Below are 1,737 nucleotides of genomic sequence, written 5' to 3'. Positions count from 1 at the left end.
ACGGCCGGCATCGAACCGTCCCTCGGCCCCCTGGCGACGGCGTACGTGCTGATCCTCGTCGTCGTCGGTCCTCTCACCGCCCGCTGGACCGAACCGCTCGCCCTGCGGCTGACGTCCCGGCTGCGCCGGCCCGTGCCCGCGGTCGAGGCGGTGCCCCTGGAGACGGTGGAGGACCCGGACACGGTGGGGCGCTGACGCTACAAGGGCCGTTCCGGCCAGGCCAGGAGGCGGGCGCCGAGTACCGCGGTCTGCAGGGTGTAGCGGTCGGCCGGATGGGTGGGGTCACTGCCGGTCAGGTCGTGGACACGGGCCAGCCGGTAGCTCAGCGCGCGCACGCTGAGCGAGAGTTCACGGGCCGCGCGGGCCGTCACGCAGCCGCTGTCGAAGTACGCGGTGAGCGTGTCGAGCAGCGGCCGGGCCCCGCCGCGCGCCCGCTCCAGCGGGCCAAGGGTGTGCCGGACCAGGTCGACGAGCGCGGTCCGGTCGCGGGCGAGCACCGGGAACACCAGCAGGTCGGCGGCGCGCAGCAGCGGCTCGTCGAGGCCCATGCGCTGCGCCACGTCGAGGGCGTTGAGGGCTTCCTCGTAGCTGTGGCCGATGCCCACGGCGCCGGGGCGGGGCCGGCCGACGGCCACCTGTCCGGTGGCGCAGGCGGCGTGGACGAGCTTGCCGAACCAGGTGAGGACGTCGTCCTGGTCGCCGGGGGCGATGCACACCATGCGCCCGTCCTTGGCGGTGAACAGGATGCGGCGGTTCTCGAAGCGGGCGAACAGGCCGTGCGCCACCTGCCGGGGCACCGCGTCGGTCTCGTCGTACTGCTCCGGTCCCTCGGCGACCGCGACGGCGTGGCTGCGGGACAGGCGCAGGCCGAACCGCTCGCAGCGGGAGGCGAGTCGGCCGGGGTCGCCGCGGCCGTGGAGAAGGTCGTCGATGAACTCGCGGCGGGCGGCCTCCTCGCGGCGGACGACGAGGCGCTGGGCGCGTTCGTAGCCGTCGGCGAAGGCGTCGACGGCCTGTTCGACGACGGCGAGGACGCTGTCGGGGTCGGCCCCTGCGGGACGGCCGCGCCGGCCGGCGGCGAGATGGGCCCGGACGAGCGCCCGCCACCCCTGCCCGGCCTCGGCGGCCCGCGCCCCGAGCGCCCGCCGCGACTCGATCTCGTCGCGGGTCAGCCGCCGTCCGGTACGAGCGGCGTCCACGACGATCTCCTCGAACCCGTCGAGAAACGCCTCGGCGGGGCCCCCGACGCCAACCGAGCGGAGGACGACGGGCTCCGCGCCACCGCCGTCGGCCGGGGCACCACCGGTGGACGCGCGGGTGACGGCCCGGAGGTCGCGATCGGCAGAGGCACCACCGACCCCGGCCGACGGGACACTCCCACCGGCCGGGGCCGTGCCGCCGGCCGGAGCTGTGCCGCCGGCCGAGGCCAAGTCGGGGGCCGAGGCCAAGTCGGGGGCCGGGGCCATGTCGGCGGAGGTCCGGTTCAGCGGCTCCGGCGTTCCGTGGGCGTCCCACGCTGCCCGTGTTTCCCGCTCGGCCCGGCGCAGGCGTGCGTCAGCCGTTTGCACGGGCTGCCTCCGTGGGCTCCGTCGGGGTGGGGGCGGGAAGTCGGGTGCGGGGTGGACGGCGGGTCAGGCGGCGGCCCAGGGGCTCCGTCCAGCGCGCGGCGACCGGGCCGAGGACGACGAGGATGAGGACGTACGCCGTGGCCAGCGGACCCATGCGGGGCTCGACGCC

The 1,737-nt window shown here is 76.7% G+C and carries 1 protein-coding gene and 2 pseudogenes; 1 reads left to right on the top strand and 2 read right to left on the bottom strand.

The features are described 5' to 3' along the window. Window positions 1-195, top strand: a pseudogene (locus AB0F77_RS42960) (cation:proton antiporter); the annotation flags it as partial. A gap of 2 nt (window positions 196-197) precedes the next feature. Here the strand turns inward: AB0F77_RS42960 and AB0F77_RS42955 are convergent. Together AB0F77_RS42955 and AB0F77_RS42950 are read right to left on the bottom strand one after the other, a co-directional pair. Further along, window positions 198-1,205: a helix-turn-helix domain-containing protein gene (locus tag AB0F77_RS42955; RefSeq protein ID WP_361960225.1), complete on the bottom strand. Its 1,008-nt coding sequence runs from the start codon at window positions 1,203-1,205 to the stop codon at window positions 198-200. Window positions 1,206-1,554: 349 nt separating this feature from the next. Further along, window positions 1,555-1,737 (bottom strand): annotated as a pseudogene (locus AB0F77_RS42950) (cation:proton antiporter); the annotation flags it as partial.

The organism is Streptomyces sp. NPDC026672, assembly GCF_040638185.1.
In the GTDB taxonomy this organism is placed as follows: domain Bacteria; phylum Actinomycetota; class Actinomycetes; order Streptomycetales; family Streptomycetaceae; genus Streptomyces.
Note: the sequence above shows the minus strand (reverse complement) of the source record. Positions and strands in the feature narration are given on the sequence as shown.